15 protein-coding genes and 1 other RNA gene are annotated in these 16,977 nt (G+C 71.4%); 12 read left to right on the forward strand and 4 right to left on the reverse strand.

The window, feature by feature from the left end:
* Positions 1-65: 65 nt before the first annotated feature.
* Positions 66-3,473, reverse strand: coding sequence for a pyruvate carboxylase (locus ACSQ11_RS11510; RefSeq protein ID WP_436005488.1), 3,408 nt, complete (start codon positions 3,471-3,473; stop codon positions 66-68).
* A gap of 139 nt (positions 3,474-3,612) precedes the next feature.
* Here ACSQ11_RS11510 and ACSQ11_RS11515 point away from each other — a divergent pair, with 139 nt between their 5' ends.
* The gene (locus ACSQ11_RS11515; RefSeq protein WP_436005490.1) at positions 3,613-4,515 is read left to right on the forward strand and encodes a phosphatidylinositol-specific phospholipase C/glycerophosphodiester phosphodiesterase family protein; all 903 of its coding nucleotides are present in this window, start codon (positions 3,613-3,615) and stop codon (positions 4,513-4,515) included.
* 71 nt (positions 4,516-4,586) lie between these two features.
* On the forward strand, positions 4,587-5,306 hold the full coding sequence (locus tag ACSQ11_RS11520; RefSeq protein ID WP_436005492.1) for a DsbA family oxidoreductase: 720 nt from the start codon (positions 4,587-4,589) through the stop codon (positions 5,304-5,306).
* 41 nt (positions 5,307-5,347) lie between these two features.
* Here the strand turns inward: ACSQ11_RS11520 and ACSQ11_RS11525 are convergent, their stop codons facing one another.
* Positions 5,348-5,725, reverse strand: coding sequence for a winged helix-turn-helix transcriptional regulator (locus tag ACSQ11_RS11525; protein ID WP_436005494.1), 378 nt, complete (start codon positions 5,723-5,725; stop codon positions 5,348-5,350).
* Between the two features lie 109 nt (positions 5,726-5,834).
* Here ACSQ11_RS11525 and ACSQ11_RS11530 point away from each other — a divergent pair, with 109 nt between their 5' ends.
* The 3 genes from ACSQ11_RS11530 (at position 5,835) to ACSQ11_RS11540 (ending at position 8,100) form a co-directional block, all read left to right on the forward strand.
* The gene (locus ACSQ11_RS11530; protein ID WP_436005496.1) at positions 5,835-6,695 is read left to right on the forward strand and encodes an SDR family oxidoreductase; all 861 of its coding nucleotides are present in this window, start codon (positions 5,835-5,837) and stop codon (positions 6,693-6,695) included.
* Positions 6,696-6,794: 99 nt separating this feature from the next.
* Positions 6,795-7,162, forward strand: a transfer-messenger RNA (tmRNA) gene (ssrA, locus tag ACSQ11_RS11535).
* 101 nt (positions 7,163-7,263) lie between these two features.
* Positions 7,264-8,100, forward strand: coding sequence for a phosphatase PAP2 family protein (locus tag ACSQ11_RS11540; protein WP_436005498.1), 837 nt, complete (start codon positions 7,264-7,266; stop codon positions 8,098-8,100).
* Here ACSQ11_RS11540 and ACSQ11_RS11545 read toward each other — a convergent pair.
* Both ACSQ11_RS11545 and ACSQ11_RS11550 read right to left on the reverse strand, forming a co-directional pair.
* The gene (locus tag ACSQ11_RS11545) at positions 8,057-8,719 is read right to left on the reverse strand and encodes a hypothetical protein (RefSeq protein ID WP_436005500.1); all 663 of its coding nucleotides are present in this window, start codon (positions 8,717-8,719) and stop codon (positions 8,057-8,059) included. The two genes, ACSQ11_RS11540 and ACSQ11_RS11545, sit on opposite strands and share 44 nt — an antisense overlap.
* A complete protein-coding gene (locus tag ACSQ11_RS11550) occupies positions 8,716-9,336 on the reverse strand; it encodes an SIMPL domain-containing protein (RefSeq protein WP_436005502.1) in 621 nt (206 codons plus the stop codon). The genes ACSQ11_RS11545 and ACSQ11_RS11550 overlap by 4 nt, the downstream gene beginning before the upstream one ends.
* 110 nt (positions 9,337-9,446) lie before the next feature.
* Between ACSQ11_RS11550 and ACSQ11_RS11555 the strand changes: the two genes are divergently transcribed.
* The 7 genes from ACSQ11_RS11555 to ACSQ11_RS11585 all read left to right on the forward strand — a co-directional run bounded on the left by ACSQ11_RS11555 (position 9,447) and on the right by ACSQ11_RS11585 (position 16,961).
* Positions 9,447-10,853 (forward strand): NAD-dependent malic enzyme, encoded by a 1,407-nt coding sequence (locus ACSQ11_RS11555; RefSeq protein ID WP_436005504.1) that lies wholly within the window; start codon positions 9,447-9,449, stop codon positions 10,851-10,853.
* Complete coding sequence (locus tag ACSQ11_RS11560) at positions 10,850-11,233, forward strand: VanZ family protein (protein ID WP_436005506.1); 384 nt, start codon at positions 10,850-10,852, stop codon at positions 11,231-11,233. Before ACSQ11_RS11555 ends, ACSQ11_RS11560 begins: the two co-directional genes overlap by 4 nt.
* A 264-nt stretch (positions 11,234-11,497) precedes the next feature.
* Positions 11,498-13,774: a DEAD/DEAH box helicase gene (locus ACSQ11_RS11565; RefSeq protein WP_436005508.1), complete on the forward strand. Its 2,277-nt coding sequence runs from the start codon at positions 11,498-11,500 to the stop codon at positions 13,772-13,774.
* On the forward strand, positions 13,764-14,324 hold the full coding sequence (locus ACSQ11_RS11570; protein ID WP_436005510.1) for a YqgE/AlgH family protein: 561 nt from the start codon (positions 13,764-13,766) through the stop codon (positions 14,322-14,324). Before ACSQ11_RS11565 ends, ACSQ11_RS11570 begins: the two co-directional genes overlap by 11 nt.
* Before the next feature lie 31 nt (positions 14,325-14,355).
* On the forward strand, positions 14,356-14,667 hold the full coding sequence (locus ACSQ11_RS11575) for a DUF3039 domain-containing protein (protein ID WP_147067190.1): 312 nt from the start codon (positions 14,356-14,358) through the stop codon (positions 14,665-14,667).
* A 219-nt stretch (positions 14,668-14,886) separates the two neighbouring features.
* A complete protein-coding gene (locus ACSQ11_RS11580; RefSeq protein ID WP_436005512.1) occupies positions 14,887-15,855 on the forward strand; it encodes a zinc metalloprotease in 969 nt (322 codons plus the stop codon).
* A gap of 140 nt (positions 15,856-15,995) precedes the next feature.
* Positions 15,996-16,961 carry a zinc metalloprotease gene (locus ACSQ11_RS11585; protein WP_436005514.1) on the forward strand — a complete coding sequence of 322 codons (966 nt, stop codon included), beginning with the start codon at positions 15,996-15,998 and terminating at the stop codon, positions 16,959-16,961.
* The last annotated feature ends 16 nt before the right edge of the window (positions 16,962-16,977 follow it).

Genomic DNA, 16,977 nt, shown 5'->3' on the forward strand with positions numbered 1-16,977 from the left:
TTGGTTGAGCGGATGGTGATCTGCATCCATGAAGTGCGCCGCGTCTTGACGCCGTGGATGCTCTTTCACACTAGACCTTTGAGGACGATCAGAAGGTCTCCGCCTTCGACCTGTTGGTGGCCACCGACCGCGAGGCGTTCGACGGTGCCGGAGCTCGGTGCGGTGATGTTGGCCTCCATCTTCATCGCCTCGATGGTCGCGACCACGGCTCCGGCCTCGACGGTGTCGCCCTCGGCGACCGCCGGGGTCACGACACCGGCGAAAGGGGCGGGCACGTGGGTCGGGTTGCCGGGCTCCGCCTTCTCCGCGGCCTTGACGTCGACCTGAACGGCGTTGTCCCGCACCGTGATCGGCCGGAACTGGCCGTTGAGCGTGCACATGACGGTGCGCATGCCCTTGGCGTCCGCGTCGCCGACCGAGGAGACGGCGAGGAGCAGCCGCTTGCCCGCCTCGATCTCGACCTCGTACTCGCGCGAGGGGTCGAGACCGTGGAGGAACTCGACCGTACCGAGCACGGAGAGGTCCCCGAACCGCTCCCTCGACGAGAGGTAGTCCTTGGTCGGGCCCGGGAAGAGGAGCTCGTTGAGCGTCGCCCGTGGGGAGGAGTCGAGGGCCGCCTCCTGCTCGGCGGTGAGCTCGGTGACGCGCGGCTTGCCCTTGCGGCCCTGGAGGGCCTTGGTCCGGAACGGCTCGGGCCAGCCGCCCGGCGGGTCGCCGAGCTCGCCCTCGAGGAAGCCGATGACCGAGTCGGGGATGTCGTAGCGGGTCGGGTTCTCCTCGAAGTCCGCCGGATCCGCCCCGGCACCGACGAGCGCCAGGGCCAGGTCGCCGACGACCTTGCTGCTCGGCGTCACCTTGACGATGTTGCCGAGGATCCGGTTGGCGGCGGCATAGGTGTCCTCGATGTCCTCGAACCGGTCGCCGAGGCCGAGTGCGATCGCCTGCTGGCGCAGGTTGGAGAGCTGGCCTCCGGGGATCTCGTGGAAGTAGACCCGGCCGGTGGGGGAGGGCAGCCCGGACTCGAAGGGGGCATAGAGCTGGCGCACGGCCTCCCAGTAGGGCTCGAGCGCGAAGACGTGGTCGATGTCGAGCCCGGTTGGACGGTCGGTGCCGTCGGTGGCCGCGACGAGCGCAGACAGCGACGGCTGGCTGGTCGTGCCGGCCATGGCCGCGCAGGCGGCGTCGACGGCATCCACCCCGGCGTCGATGGCGGCGAGCAGCGTGCCGACCTGGCCGCCCGCGGTGTCGTGGGTGTGCAGGTGCACGGGCAGGTCGAACCGCTCACGCAGCGCGGTGACGAGGGTGCGGGCAGCAGGGGCGCGCAACAGACCGGCCATGTCCTTGATCGCGAGCACGTGGGCGCCCGTGTCGACGATCTCCTCGGCGAGGCGCAGGTAGTAGTCGAGGGTGTAGAGCTTCTCGCCGGGGTCGCTGAGGTTGCCGGTGTAGCAGAGCGCGACCTCGGCGACCGCGGTGCCGGTGTCGAGCACCGCCTCGACGGCGGGCCGCATCTGGCTCACGTCGTTGAGCGAGTCGAAGATGCGGAAGATGTCGAGACCGGAGCGGGCCGCCTCGTGCACGAAGGCGTCGGTGACCTTGGTCGGGTAGGGCGTGTAGCCGACCGTGTTGCGGCCGCGGAGCAGCATCTGGAGCGGGATGTTGGGCATCGCCTCGCGCAGGAGGGAGAGGCGCTCCCACGGGTCCTCGCTGAGGAAGCGGAGCGCGACGTCGTAGGTCGCGCCGCCCCAGGCCTCCATCGAGAGCAGCTCGGGCGTCAGGCGCGACACGTGCCCGGCGACGTGGAGCAGGTCCCGGGTGCGCATCCGGGTGGCGAGCAGCGACTGGTGGGCGTCGCGGAAGGTCGTGTCGGTGACCGCCACCTTGGCCCGGGCACGCAGCTGGCGCGCGAACTCGGCCGGGCCCACGCGCTGGAGCAGGTCGCGTGAGCCGGGCGGCACCGGGGTGTCGAGGTCGAGCGCCGGCAGCTTGGCGCGCGGCCTGACGCTCGTGCGCGCCGGGCCGTGGGGCTGGTTGACGGTGACGTCGGCGAGATAGGTGAGCAGCTTGGTGCCGCGGTCGGCCGGGGTGCGGGCGGTGAGCAGCTCGGGTCGCTGGTCGATGAACGACGTCGTCGCCTGGCCGGCCTGGAAGACCGGGTCGGCCAGGACGCCCTGGAGGAAGCGGATGTTGGTGGAGACGCCACGGATCCGGAACTCCGCCAAGGCCCGTCGCGCGCGCCGGACGGCCATCGGGAAGTCGCGACCGCGGCAGGTGAGCTTGACGAGCATCGAGTCGAAGTGGGCCGAGACCCGCGCCCCGACGAAGACCGTGCCGCCGTCGAGCCGGACGCCGCCACCGCCCGCCGAGCGGTAGACCGTGATGGTGCCGGCGTCGGGGCGGAACCCGTTGGCGGGGTCCTCGGTGGTGATCCGGCACTGGAGCGCGAACCCCCGCAGCCGGATGTCCTCCTGGCGCAGGTCGAGGTCCTCGAACGTCTCGCCGGACGCGATCCGCATCTGGGAGACGACGAGGTCGATGTCGGTGACCTCCTCGGTCACGGTGTGCTCGACCTGGATCCGCGGGTTCATCTCGATGAAGACGTAGCGCCCGTCGGTGCCCAGCAGGAACTCGACGGTGCCCGCGTTGACGTAGCCGATCTCACGCGCGAAGCGCACGGCGTCGGCGCACATGCGGTCGCGGGTGTCCGCGTCGAGGTTGGGGGCGGGGGCGATCTCGACGACCTTCTGGTGCCGACGCTGGAGCGAGCAGTCGCGCTCATACAGATGAAGGACGCCGCTGCTCCCTCCCGTGGTCCCCTCGGACCCGTCGCTGAGGATCTGCACCTCGATGTGGCGCGGGTCGAGGACGGCCTCCTCGATGTAGAGGGTCGGGTCACCGAACGCGGCGTCCGCCTCGCGCTGGGCTGCCTCGAGCGCGTCGCGCAGCGTGCTGGGGTCGTCGACGCGCCGCATCCCGCGGCCCCCGCCACCGGACACGGCCTTGACGAAGCACGGGAAGCCGATGTCGGTCGCGGCGGCCTCGAGCGCGTCGAGGTCGGTGCCCGCCTCGGACCCGCGCAGGGTCGGCAGCCCGGCAGCCTTCGCGGCCGCGATGGCCTTGGCCTTGTTGCCGGTGAGGTGGAGAACCTCGGCCGGGGGACCGATGAAGGTGATGCCGTGGGCGGCGCACTCCTCGGCGAGCAGCGGGTTCTCGGAGAGGAAGCCGTAGCCGGGATAGATCGCGTCGGCACCACACTCGACCGCGACGCGGACGATGTTCTCGTGGTCGAGGTAGGCGCGGACCGGGTGGCCCTCCTCCCCGATCTGGTACGACTCGTCGGCCTTGAGGCGGTGCTCGGAGTTGCGGTCCTCGTGGGGGAAGACCGCGACCGTCTTCGCGCCGAGCTCGGTGGCGGCGCGGAACGCCCGGACGGCGATCTCACCTCGGTTGGCGACAAGGACCTTGCGGAACACGGCATACCTCCGGGAAGGGGGGTGAACGGTCTCCCGAAAGCGTAGTGATCGCCCAGTCAGTGAGACCGAAAGACCACAGTACGGACGCGTTCACCTGCTCGACGCGCGCGATCCACCACCTCGCGGGAGGGTGGAGCACATGACTCGTATGCCGTTCGCCCGCCTTCTCGTCGCCGCCACCGCCGCCGTCGGGGCCGTCCTTGTCGGCCCGGCGGCCCTGCCCACGGCCGGCGGCGCCCCGCTGACGTCGGGGGCCGTGAGCTCCCCGTCGCACGCCTCGGTGCAGCCGTTGGAACGGGCGCACGCCCACAACGACTACGAGCACGAGCGACCGTTGCTCGACGCGCTCGACCACGGGTTCACCTCGGCCGAAGCCGACGTCTGGCTCGTCGACGGTGAGCTCTACATCGGGCACGACGGCCCGGACCCGGCGCGCACGCTGCGCGACACCTACCTCGCACCCCTCGCGCAGCTCTTCCGCGAGAACGGCGGCGCCATCCACCGCCAGTGGCGTGAGCCCTTTCGTCTGCTCATCGACGTCAAGAGCGAGGGCACGGCGGCCTGGCCGGTCATCGAGCGGGAGCTCGCGGCGTACCCGCAGCTCTTCACGGCATACAAGGGAGGCAAGGTCCACGAGCGCGCGGTGACCGCCGTGATCTCCGGCAACCGCGACCTCGTCGCGATGCAGGCCGCCTCGAAGCGGTTCTCGTTCTACGACGGACGGATGGGCGACCTCGGTGGGCCACTGCCGGCGAGCGTCGTGCCGCTCATCAGTGACAACTGGACCAAGCACTTCACCTGGCAGGGTGTCGGGGCGATGCCCGAGGCCGAGCGCGCGAAGTTGCACACCATCGTCGCGACCGCGCATGCCCGCGGGCAGCAGGTGCGCTTCTGGGCGACGCCCGACGTGGCGGGCCCGGCCCGGGAGGCGGTGTGGCGCGAGCTCGTCGCCGCCGACGTCGACGTCCTCAACACCGACGACCTCCCCGGGCTCCAGCGCTTCCTGCTCGCCGAGGACCCGGCCGAGCAGCACGCCGCCTGAGCCACTCCGGCACGCCTGAGGCGCCGGGGCGCCGGGGGAAGAAGCGCCACGGGCAGATGGTTGAAGCGTCCATGAACGTTGACATCTGGTCCGACATCGCCTGCCCGTGGTGCTTCATCGGCAAGCGGCGCTTCGAGTCCGCGCTCGCGGGGTTCGCCCACGCCGACGAGGTCGAGGTGACCTGGCACAGCTACCAGCTCGACCCCTCGCTGCCCGATCACTACGACGGCACCGAGCTCGACTACCTCGCCGGGCGCAAGGGGATGGCGCGGGAGCAGGTGAGCGAGATGTTCGAGCACGTGGCGGCCACGGCGGCGCAGGAGGGGCTCGACTACGACTTCGAGCGGCTCGTCGTCGCCAACAGCCGCACCGCGCACGAGCTGCTGCACCTCGCCAAGGAGCACGGCGTGGCCGATGCGGTCAAGGAGGCCCTGCTCTCGGCGCACTTCGAGCACGGCGAGGACATCGGCGACCGTGACACCCTCGTGCGGATCGGTGTCGCCGCGGGGCTCGACGCCACCGTCACCATCGAGGCGCTCCAGACGCACCGCTACGCCGACGCCGTGCAGGCCGACATCTCCGAGGCGCACTCCTTGGGGATCCAGGGCGTGCCGTTCTTCGTCATCGACCGCACGTACGGCGTCTCCGGTGCGCAGCCGGTCGAGCTCTTCACGCAGGCGCTGACGCAGGCCTGGAGCGAGGCCCACCCGCTGACGATGGTGACCTCGACCGGCGACCGCACCGGCTCCGCCGACGACGTGGCCTGCGGTCCGGACGGTTGCGCCGTCTGACCGGCTTCACCTCTCGGGGCGAGCGTGCGGCGCTCAGGCGCTCAGGCCGAGGCGGCGTCCTCGAGGATGTCGGGGGCGTTGTCGACGACCCACACCATGAGCGGGTTGAGCAGCGCCGCGAGCTCGAGACCGCGCGGGGTGAGTGAGTACTCGACGTGCGGCGGCACCACGGGGCGTGCGTCCCGCAGGACGAAGCCGTCGGCGACGAGGGTGCGCAGGGTCTGGGCGAGCATCTTCTCGCTCACGCCCTCCGCCCGGCGGCGCAGCTCGCTCCACCGCTGCGGCTCGCCGTCGCCGAGGGAGAGCAGGACGAGCAGGCCCCACTTGCTCATGACGTGGTCGAGGACCGTGCGGCTCGGGCAGCCCGCGGCGAACACCGCGTCAGGGAAGCGCTCGTCCAGGGGGGTGCTCACCTTCATGTAGGTACCTTACTTCAAAGTGGGTACTAACTCTCGGGAAGTATGCCGTGGGCCCGCTCGTTCTCCGGGTGTCAGCGCTTCGTCGCCCACCTCCGAAAGGCCTCACCCCATGACCTCCATCCTCGTCACCGGCGCCACCGGACACCTCGGTCGGCTCGTCATCGACGCCCTCCTCGCCCGCGGTGTCGCCCCGGCTGACGTCGTCGCGCTCGTGCGCGACGAGGCGAAGGCGAGCGACCTCGCCGCCCGCGGGGTCGACGTGCGCGTCGGCACCTTCGAGGACCCGGCCTCCCTCGACGCCGCCCTCGCCGGCGTGGACCGGCTGCTCTTCATCTCGGGCTCCGAGGTCGGCCGGCGGGTCGCCCAGCACCAGAACGTCATCGACGCCGCGGTCCGTGCCGGGGTCGAGCTCGTCGCCTACACGAGCATCGTGCGCGCCGACACCTCGACGCTCGGCCTCGCCGACGAGCACCGCGCCACCGAGCAGGCGCTCGCCGCCTCCGGTCTGCCGCACGCCCTGCTCCGCAACTCCTGGTACGTCGAGAACTACACCGCGCAGGTGTCGCAGCACCTCGAGCACGGCGCCGTCCTCGGTGCCGCGGGCGAGGGCCGGGTCAGCGCCGCCACGCGCGAGGACTTCGCCGAGGCGGCGGCCGTCGTCGTCACGAGCGAGGACCAGGCGGGCCAGGTCTACGAGCTCGGCGGTGACACGCCGTTCACGCTCGCCGAGTACGCCGCCGAGCTCTCCGAGCAGTCGGGCACCCCGGTGGCCTACCGCGACCTCTCCGTCGACGACTACGCCGCTGCGCTCGTCGGCGCCGGTCTGCCGGAGGGCTACGCCCGCGCGCTCGCGACGAGCGACGACGGCCTCAAGCACGGCGAGCTGCTCGTCGAGACGGGCGACCTGTCGCGCCTCCTCGGGCGCCCGACGACCTCGCTCGCCGACGCCCTGCGCGGCGCTCTCGCCTGACCCCCTCGATGGGGCGGTCCCGGAAATGATTCGGGGTCGCCCCACGTTGGCAGGTAGAGTTCCAACCACAACTCAACAGCGTGGGATGAGCCCCCTCACGGGGGTGATCGGTTTCGACATTGGTCGGCGGATCAAGGGAAGCGGGTCGAGGATGCACGGTCATCTCGTCAACGCTCCGTGCAAACCAATAGGTGCCAACTCCAAGCGCACCGACTTCGCCCTCGCCGCCTGAGCGAGCCTCGAAGTCCGTCAGCCTGAGGTAGTTCTCGACTCAGTGTCTGGCGTCAGCTAGAGAACTTGCTGCGTCACCCTTGTCGGGGGGTGGCGCGGGACTCCAATCCGACTGGGCCTGTCAGGGAACGTGTGCGTGCGAGCCCTGGGGCCGAGAAACTCCACAGCGCACTGCACCCGGAGAAGCCTTGGTTTCCCGTCAGTGGACGCGGGTTCGATTCCCGCCACCTCCACCACCGTGGTCATCCCACCAAACGACCTCACCCGGTCGGTCGGCGCGAGCCGACCGACCGGGTGCTGTCGTTCCTGCGCACAGAGCGGTGTGTGACGATCTCGTATGCCGTCCGCCGAGTCCCAGCGCACCTCGCCCCCCGAGGACGAGCGGATCGGTGACCGCGACCTCGCCGAGTGGCGCACCGACAGTGGCCGGTTCGTCGTCCGTGCGGCGGTGGCCGGGGCTGCGCTCATCGGGCGCTTGGGCCGGTGGTCGCTCGCCAACCTCGCGCTCGTCCTCACGGTCGGCGTCGGTCTCGGCCTCGTCTGGGGCTTCGCCGAGGTGTCGGCCGAGGTCTACGAGAACGTCGTCGACCGCGACGGCATCTCGGTCATCGACCAGCCCGTGCTCGACGCCGCGGTGCAGATGCGCACGCCCGGGTGGTCGACGTTCGTCACCGGCTTCACCGACCTCGGCGGGACCATCGGGATGCCCGTCATCGCGCTGCTCGCGACCATCGGGCTGGCGATCGCGTGGCGCGGCTGGACGCCGGTCGTCCTCATGGGCATCGCCGCCGCCGGTTCGATCGCCATCACGGTCACCGGCAAGGACCTCGCCGGGAGGGCCCGCCCCCCTCAGTCGCTGGCGGTGCCGCCCTACGAGACCTCTGCGAGCTTCCCCTCGGGGCACACGCTCAACGCGACCGTGGTCCTGGGGCTCACGGCATACCTGCTCGTCATCTGGCTGCGGAAGAAGCGGTGGCGCACGGTGGTCGTCGTCGTGCTCGGCCTGCTCGTCGTCGCGATGGGGCTCTCACGTGTCTATCTCGGCCACCACTGGCTCACCGACGTCATCGCGGGCTGGGCGATCGGGCTCGGCTGGCTCGCGAGCGTCATCACGGGTCACCGGGTCAAGCTCACCCTGGACCGGCGGCGTCCGACGGCCTCTCGGGACGCGTGACCGCGGCGATGTCGAGGGCCCAGGCGTCGCCGTCGGGCCGGAAGCCGAGCTTCTCGTAGTAGGCGCCCACCATCGCGTCGGGGGTGCGCACGGTCCGCCAGCCGTGACCGGCGAAGAGACCGCTGTGCCGCCAGACGAACTCGCCGGGCGTGAAGTCGCGGTAGCGCTCCGTGACGTAGTCGAGCTCGATCTGGCCCACACCGGCGCCGGCGTCGCGGACGACGACGACACCGACCGTCTCGTGGCCGTGGAGGACGAGGTAGGCGAACCGCGACGCCGACTCGGTGACGCCGCTGAAGCCCGGGTTGAACTTCGCGATGTCAGCGCCCTCCACCGCGAGGAAGTGCTGGAAGTAGGCGTCGTCCTCCTCGACCTCGATGACCGCGAAGGCGCTCGCGTCGTCCTTCTCGCGGAGCATCTTGGCGATGAACCAGAGGTTGATCGCGGCGAGGACGACGTTCATGGCGACCATGGGCCAGACGCCGATGAGCGCGTTGAAGACGGTGAGGATGCCGCAGGCAATGGTGTTGAGGACACGCAACCGCAGGATCCGGGCCTGGAGCAGTGAGAAGACGAGCAGGGCCGACCCGAACCAGCCGAGGGCGTCGAGCCAGCTCATGCCAGCCCCCAGCGGACGGTCACGGTGCTCGTGATGGCGCGGGTGCCTGCTTCGACGGGCATGGAGCCGGCGAGGGCGTCCGCGGACCGCGCGAACATCGGACGTGGAGTACCGGTCTCGGGCACGCCCTCGCGGATCATGAGGACCGGGCCGAGGGTGACGCCGGCGAGCCGGGCGTACTGCGTGGCGCGGGCGTGGGCGTCCTCGAAGGCGGCCTGACGAGAGGCCTCGACGGCCTCGGGAGTCTGTTCCGCGGTCATCTCGATGCCGTCGACCCCCAGCGCGTCACCGGCCGCACCCGCGAGCGCCTGCAGGACGTCACCGACCCGGGACGTGTCCCGGATCGTGAGCCGGAACGCCTGGTATGCCGTGTAGCCGACGACCTTGCGGCCCTCGGTGTCGTGGCGCGGGTGGATCCCGACGTCCTCGGTCCGCCGGTCCGGGCCCTCGACGCCGTGGTCGGCGGCAGCCTGGAGGGCGGCGGCGGTCCGGTTCGAGGACTCGGTGAGTGCGCTCGCCACGTCACGGGCCTCGCACTGGACCCGGGCGCGCAGGATGACGAGGTCGGGGACGACGTGGTGCGCACCGTGCCCGGTGACTTCGACGTGCTCGCTCATGGGGGCAACTGTAGGTCCGTCGCGCAGAGAGCCGCGCCGGTGCGCGGGCTCCGGTCCCGCGTGGCGGGCCGATTGTCGCGAACTCGCGAGTAGCAGGTTGAATCTCCCCCATGGCCCTTCCCTCCGCCGCGAACTCCGTCACCGTCCGTCTCGTCGTCCCGGCCCGAGCCACCGCAGTCAGCGAGCTCACCGGTGTCGTGGAGGAGGCCGGGGGAGTCGTCACCGGGCTCGACGTCACTGCCTCGGGCCACGACGCGGTCCGCATCGACGTGACCCTCATGACCCGCGACCCCGAGCACGCCGACGAGGTCGTCGCGCGGATGCGCACGGTCCCCGGCGTCGAGATCGGCAAGGTCTCGGACCGCACCTTCCTCATGCACCTCGGCGGCAAGCTGCGGATCGAGTCCAAGGTGCCGATCCGCAACCGCGACGACCTCTCGCTGATCTACACCCCGGGTGTCGCGCGGGTCTGCCTCGCGATCGCCGAGAACCCCGAGGACGCCCGCCGCCTCACCATCAAGCGCAACACGGTCGCCGTGGTGACCGACGGCACCGCCGTCCTCGGTCTGGGTGACATCGGGCCCCTCGCCGCCATGCCGGTGATGGAGGGCAAGGCCGCGCTCTTCAAGCGGTTCGCCGACATCGACGCCTTCCCGATCTGCCTCGACACGACCGACACCGAGGAGATCATCACGGCGGTCAAGGCGATCTCGCCGGTCTTCGCCGGCATCAACCTCGAGGACATCTCGGCGCCGCGGTGCTTCGAGATCGAGGCGCGGCTGCGGGCCGAGCTCGACATCCCCGTCTTCCACGACGACCAGCACGGCACCGCGATCGTCGCGCTCGCCGCGATGCGCAACGCCCTCGCGGTCGTGGGCAAGCGGCTCGAGGACGTCAAGCTCGTCATGAGCGGCGCCGGCGCGGCCGGGACGGCCATCCTCAAGCTCATGTTGTTCGCCGGCGCCCGCAACGTCGTCGTCGCCGACATGCACGGCGTGATCCACAAGGGCCGCGAGGACGTCTGCTCGGGCGAGCACCCCAACCACGAGTGGATCGCCGAGCACACCAACCCCGACGACTTCACCGGCACGCTCGCCGAGGCGCTCGCGGGTGCGGACGTGTTCCTCGGTGTCTCCGCTCCCAACATCCTCACGGGTGACGACATCGCGACGATGGCCGACGACGCCGTCGTCTTCGCCATGGCCAACCCGACCCCCGAGGTCGACCCGGTCGAGGCCGCGAAGCACGCCACGGTCGTGGCGACCGGCCGGTCCGACTTCGCGAACCAGATCAACAACGTCCTCGTCTTCCCCGGCGTCTTCCGGGGCCTGCTCGACTCCGGCTCCAAGGTGCTCACTCCGGCCGTCCTGCTCGCCGCCGCCGAGGCGCTCGCCGGGGTCGTCAAGGAGGACGAGCGCAACGCGACCTACATCATCCCGAGCGTGTTCCACCCCGACGTGGCGGAGGTCGTCGCCGCGGCCGTGGCCAAGGCGGCCACGTCCGAACCCACCGCGTGAGCGAGGCGCTCCGGCGCCGTCGCTCGCTCGTGCCCGCGGCGCTCGCGCTGCTGCTGCAGCTCGTCGTGCTCTACGCGCCGTCGGCCGGGGGAGTGGCGCCGTTCCCGTACTTCGACAAGCTCGTGCACCTCACCGTCTTCGCCTTGCCCGTGCTCTTCGCCGTGCTCGCGCGGCTCCCGGTCGTACCGGTGGCCGTGGTCATGGCGCTGCACGCACCGGTGAGCGAGGTGGTCCAGGCCACGGTGCTGCCACAGCGTTCAGGCGACCCGTGGGACGCGGTGGCCGACGTCACCGGCGTCCTGCTCGGGGTGCTCGTCGCCCGCTACGTGGGCAGCGTCCGCAGTCCTGGTCGGGAAGCCGACCACCGTCGCGGACGCTGACGCCGCGCTTGGGAGGCCGGGCTGAGGGCGCTGGCCAGCGTCCGCGACCCTGGTCGGGAACGCGACCACCGTTGCGGACGCGGCGAGTGCCGCAGGTGCTGCGGGCGCCGCTCGCGTGGTTGGGGCCGTACGTCGAGCGCTGGTAAACTGGCTCCTTGCGCCACGTCCGGCGCCGCGTTCCAGCCCGTTGAATCTCGTTGACACAGAAGTCGTCGTGGAGGGCCGTAGACGCCACCACCACCGACTCGGATCGAGTGATTCACCATGCCCAAGAAGCCTTCCCCCGGCGGCAAGAAGCCGCGCTGGACCTCCTCGCAGAAGGCGAGTGCGAAGTCCAAGGGACCCAAGAAGTCGCACCACCGCGGACAGCCCGAGGGCCCTCGCACCAAGGCGCCGCGCTCGGAGCGCAGCCCGCGCTGGAGCGACGAGGACCGTGCGGACCGCGGCCGGCCCGCCCGACGTACCGACCGCGCCGCCGCAGGCCGGGACGACCGCGCCGAGTCGCGTGGGCAACGTCGTGACGACCGCGGTGAGAGCCGCGGGTTCCAGAAGCGTGATGACCGCAATGACTCGCGTGGCGGCTACCAGCGCCGTGACGACCGCCCGGCATATGGCCAGCGCCGCGACGACCGCGGTGAGAGCCGTGGGTTCCAGCGCCGTGACGACGTTGGCGAGCGGCCGGCATACGGCCAGCGTCGTGATGACCGTGGTGACTCGCGCGGCGGCTACCAGGGTCGCGAGGACCGTGGCGAGAGCCGCGGGTTCCAGCGCCGCGACGACCGCCGTGAGCGGCCGGCATACGGCCAGCGTCGTGACGACCGTGGTGACTCGCGCGGCGGCTACCAGGGTCGCGAGGACCGTGGCGAGAGCCGCGGGTTCCAGCGCCGCGACGACCGCGGTGAGCGGCCGGCATACGGGCAGCGCCGTGACGACCGCGGCAGCCGGCCGGCACACGGCGAGCGCCGCGACGGCCGCCCGTCGTTCCGCCGCGACGACGACCGCCCCGCCCGTCGGGTCGCCGACCCGGTGCGCCGCGACCGGCACGAGGGCCGCCACTACGACGAGCGTCGGCACGACCTGCCCGAGCAGCCCCGCACCTTCGAGGAGGCCGAGGCCGAGCGCGCCCAGGCCGACACCTGGGTGAAGTACGAGTCGAAGAGCAAGGGTGGTCCCGCGGCCGTCACCGAGGACAACGGCTTCGCGGCCCTGTCGCTCGACCCCCGCCTCGTCGAGCGGCTCGCTCGTGACGGCATCACCGAGCCCTTCCCGATCCAGGCCGCGACGATCCCCGACGCCCTGGGCGGTCGCGACGTCCTCGGTCGCGGCCAGACCGGCTCGGGCAAGACGCTCGCCTTCGGCCTGCCGACGATCACCCGTCTCGCCGACGGCACGAAGCCGGCGAGCAAGCGTCCGCGCTCGCTCATCCTCGTGCCGACGCGTGAGCTCGCCATGCAGGTGAGCGACGCCCTCGAGCCGCTCGTCCACGTGACCGGCCTGCGCCACAAGCTCGTCGCCGGCGGCCTGTCCTACGAGCCGCAGATCAAGGCGCTCGCCAAGGGCATCGACATCCTCGTCGCCACGCCCGGTCGCCTCGCCGACCTCCACGAGCGCGGCGCCGTCGAGTTCGACGACGTCCAGGTCACCATCCTCGACGAGGCCGACCACATGGCCGAGATGGGCTTCATGGCGGAGGTCACCGAGATCCTCGACCGGATCCCGACCGGCGGCCAGCGCCTGCTCTTCTCGGCGACGCTCGACCGGGGCATCGACCAGCTCGTCGAGCGCTACCTCACCGACCCGGTGACGCACTCGACCGAGGACGCGCAGGCGAGCGTGTCGACGATGAGCCACCACATCATGCTCATCGACCCCAACAACAAGAAGCAGCTCACCGCCGAGCTCGCCGCCCGCGACGGCCGCACCGTGGTCTTCGTGCGCACGCAGCTCGGCGCCGACCGCGTCGCGCGCGAGCTGCGCGAGCGGGGTGTCCTCGCCGCCGCCATCCACGGTGGTCTGTCGCAGAACCTGCGCAACCGGGCGCTCGGCGCCTTCCGTGACGGTTCGCTGCCGGTGCTCGTCGCGACCGACGTCGCCGCGCGCGGCATCCACGTCGACGACATCGGCCTGGTCCTCCAGGCCGACCCGCCGGCCGACCACAAGGACTACCTGCACCGCGCCGGGCGCACGGCTCGGGCGGGGGAGCGGGGCACCGTCGTGACCTTCGCCCTGCCGCACCAGAAGCGCACCATGGCCCGGCTCGCCGAGGCCGCCGGTCTCGACGTCGAGCCGGTCCGCGTCCGCCCCGGTGACGAGCACGTCGAGAAGGCCGGTGGCCGCGCGCCGTCCGGCGTCCCCGTCGCCGACGAGGTCTGGAAGCCCCTGCTCGAGGCCAAGCCGCAGCAGCGCGGCCGCCGTCCGGGTGGTCCGCCCCGTCGCTTCCAGGGGGCCTCACGGGGTCACCAGGGTGGCGGCCGCGGCGCCGGCCGTGGTGGCGAGCGACGTGGTCAGGGTGGCCGTGCAGAATGGAAGCGTGACCGCTGATCGCACGACGGGCCGGCTGCTCGTCTCGACGCCGCAGCTCGACGACGGGCTGTTCCACCGCAGCGTGATCCTCATGCTCCAGCACGACGACAACGGCGCCCAGGGCGTGGTGCTCAACAAGCCCCTGGGCGCCGAGGTCGACTCGGTGCTGCCCGGCTGGGGCGAGCACATCGCCGCACCGCAGACCCTCTTCCAGGGCGGGCCGGTGCAGCTCGACTCGGCGCTCGGCCTCGTCATGGTGTCCAACGACGAGGACCTGCCTCCGGGCAGCCAGCGCCTCTTCGGCTCGGTCGCGATCATCGACCTCGACACCCCGCCGCTGCTCGTCATGCCCGAGGTGGGCGGACTGCGGATCTTCGCGGGGTATGCCGGGTGGTCCAGCGGGCAGCTCGAGTCGGAGCTCGACCGGGGCTCGTGGATGGTGCTCGACTCCCTTCCCGGTGACCTGCTCACGGCGGACCCGGAACGACTCTGGGAGCAGGTCCTCCTGCGTCAGGGCAACGAGATCGCCTTCGTCGCCTACTACCCCTCGGACCCCGAGCTCAACTGACCCGGGGCCCGGGGCGACGTAGGCTGGCGGGGTGAGTGACCCGCAGCCTCCCGCCCTTGACCCGAGCTCCCCGCAGCAGGAGCCCTCGGGCCCCTCGACGCGCACGGCCGTCCTCGAGCGCGAGGAGACCGTCCCCCAGGTGCAGGAGCCGGGGGACCACGAGCGCTTCTCGCACTACGTGCGCAAGGAGAAGATCCTCGAGTCGGCCCTGTCCGGCGAGCCCGTGACGGCCCTGTGCGGCAAGGTCTGGATCCCCGGCCGCGACCCCAAGAAGTTCCCGGTCTGCCCCACGTGCAAGGAGATCTACGAGGGCCTGCGGGCGCCCCAGGACGGCGACGACTGACACGTCGCGGCAGGCGGCGACGGCGGCCTGCGAGCGGGTCGGAAGCGGGTCGGAAGCGGTCCGCGAGGCGGTCCGCGACCGGGGGCGGACGGCATACGCGGCTTTGCCAAACGTTGACCGACTCCGGGGGAACTGCGGGTATCGGGGCCCGTTTCGGCGTGGCTAGGTTCGAAGAACCCGAACCTCACAGAGGTTTGTGCGAACCGAAAGGGACCCCACATGTCTGTTCGTCCAGTGCGACCCCTCGCGATCCTCGCGGCGACCGTGCTCACCGCGGCCGGCCTCGGCTTCGGCGCCGGCAGCGCGTCGGCCGTGACCACGGCCGGTGACCGCGGCGTCGCCGCCGAGTGCGCCACCGACGCAGCGTCCGACTCCGTCGTCGCCGGTCGCAGCCCGCGAGCCAAGGACCCGCACGACGTCTCGCCGGCCCAGGCCAAGGCGATGGAGACCCAGCTCGACAAGGCCCTCGCCGACAAGGGCATGTCCCGCACCTCGTCCGGCCAGGCCCGCAAGCCCGGCGGCGGCGCGGCCTTCGCGGCGACGACGATCAAGGTCAACTGGCACACGATCACCGACGGCACCAAGGGCCAGCTCAGCGCGAGCGAGATCAACAGCCAGATCAGCGTCCTCAACAGCGCCTACTCCGGCACCGGCTTCTCGTTCGTCCTCAACAGCACGACGACGACCAACAACGCCACCTGGTACAACGGGCTCGACCACGGCAGCAGCGCGGAGCGCTCGATGAAGACCGCGCTGCGCACCGGCACCAAGGCCGACCTCAACATCTACACCGCCGACCTCGCGGGCGGCCTGCTCGGCTGGGCGACGTTCCCCAAGAAGACGCTCGACACGATGGACGGCGTCGTCATCCTCGACGAGAGCCTGCCCGGTGGGACGGCCTCGCCCTACAACCTCGGTGACACGGCGACGCACGAGGTCGGCCACTGGCTGAACCTCTACCACACCTTCCAGGGCGGCTGCTCCGACACCGCGGGCGACTACGTGAGCGACACCCCGGCCGAGGCGAGCCCCGCCTCGGGCTGCCCCACGGGTCGCGACACCTGCACCCTGCCGGGCCTGGACCCGATCAAGAACTTCATGGACTACACGACCGACCAGTGCATGGACCACTTCTCGACCGGTCAGACGTCGCGCATGCAGTCGGCCTGGGTGGCCTACCGGGGCTGACCCCGGCACCCTCCCGCAGCACGGATGACGTCAGGGCCCCGCACCAAAGTGTGCGGGGCCCTGACGGCTGTCCTCGGCACGGTCTAGATTGCCTCCCAAGGCGGAGCCAGCAGGGGTCCCGCGCAGGGAGGGAACCGCTCATGTCCACACGCCACCGTCGTCTCGTCCCGATCCTCGCCGCAGCCCTCCTGGGCGCCGCATCCGTGGGGGTGGGCGCGTCGACCGCACAGGCGCTCACGACCGCCGGTGACGGCCCGTCGGTGGAGTGCGCCGCGCCGAGCGCAGCCGAGGCTCTGGCTGCGGGGCGCGGCACGCGGGCGCGTGACCCGCACCAGCTGACGACGGCGCAGTCCGCCGTCCGCGAGCAGGCCCTGGCGTCGTCCCTGCGGGCCAAGGGCGCCGCCACCGGGTCGACCGCCAAGGCGCGGACCGCCGTGGGCCGCACGATGTTCGCCCCGACGGTCATCAAGGTGCGCTGGCACACCATCACCAACGGCTCCCGGGGCGCGATCAGTACCAACGACATCAACCGCCAGATTAGCGTCCTCAACGGGGCGTATGCCGGGTCCGGCTTCTCGTTCCAGCTCACGAGCATCTCGACGACCAACAACGGCGCCTGGTACTCCGGCCTCGCCTACGGCGGGGCTGCGGAGAAGGCGATGAAGAACGCGCTGCACATCGGCGGCAAGGCCGACCTCAACATCTACACCGCCGATCTCGGCGGGGACCTCCTGGGCTGGGCGACCTTCCCCAAGACGACCGTGGACAAGCAGGACGGCGTGGTGCTGCTCGACGAGAGCCTGCCCGGCGGGACGGCCGCTCCCTACAACCTGGGAGACACGGCGACCCACGAGGTCGGGCACTGGCTCAACCTCTACCACACGTTCCAGGGCGGCTGCTCGCGCGTCGGCGACCGCGTGAGCGACACCCCGCCCGAGGCGAGCCCCGCCTCCGGCTGCCCGGTGGGCCGCGACACCTGCACCCTGCCCGGTCTCGATCCGGTGAAGAACTTCATGGACTACACCGTCGACTCGTGCATGAACCACTTCACCGCGGGGCAGCGCACCCGCATGCAGAACTCGTGGGTGGCCTTCCGGGCCTCCTGATCCGGGGCGCGTCCAG

Source organism: Knoellia sp. LjRoot47 (genome assembly GCF_964253435.1).
Lineage (GTDB): Bacteria > Actinomycetota > Actinomycetes > Actinomycetales > Dermatophilaceae > Knoellia.